The sequence below is a fragment of the Campylobacter concisus genome, assembly GCF_002092855.1.
Taxonomy (GTDB): Bacteria; Campylobacterota; Campylobacteria; order Campylobacterales; family Campylobacteraceae; genus Campylobacter_A; species Campylobacter_A concisus_AI.
Window position 1 is genome coordinate 1 of record NZ_LVLC01000022.1, and the last position, 307, is coordinate 307.

The window sequence follows — 307 nt, forward strand, 5'->3', positions numbered from 1 at the left end:
TCGTTTATCTAGGTCTTGTTTAATCGTCTCTTGTCTATCCTGTTCTTTGCGTGCCATATCGGCCTTGAAGCGACTAGCCACGTCTTGATATAAATGCTGGTCGGCTAGTCGTTGCTTAATTTGCTTTGCAAATCCGTGTACTGCGTCAGTAAATCGTTGTAAGCCGTCTGCAATGGTGCGAACTGCTGGTCTAATTCGCTGGTAGATTTGTTCAGCATGACTACCTTGGTCATTAATTTCTTGCATTGAAGTTCCAAGTCGTTCAATTTTTGTTGATTGCTGATTAAGCGCTGGTTTTCTTGCTTCA

At 42.7% G+C, this 307-nt stretch carries 1 protein-coding gene; it reads right to left on the reverse strand.

The window, feature by feature from the left end; genetic code table 11:
* The coding region (locus tag A3223_RS06730; protein WP_219336701.1) for a hypothetical protein at positions 1 to 246 on the reverse strand (246 nt) is incomplete at its 3' end.
* Positions 247 to 307: the final 61 nt, after the last annotated feature.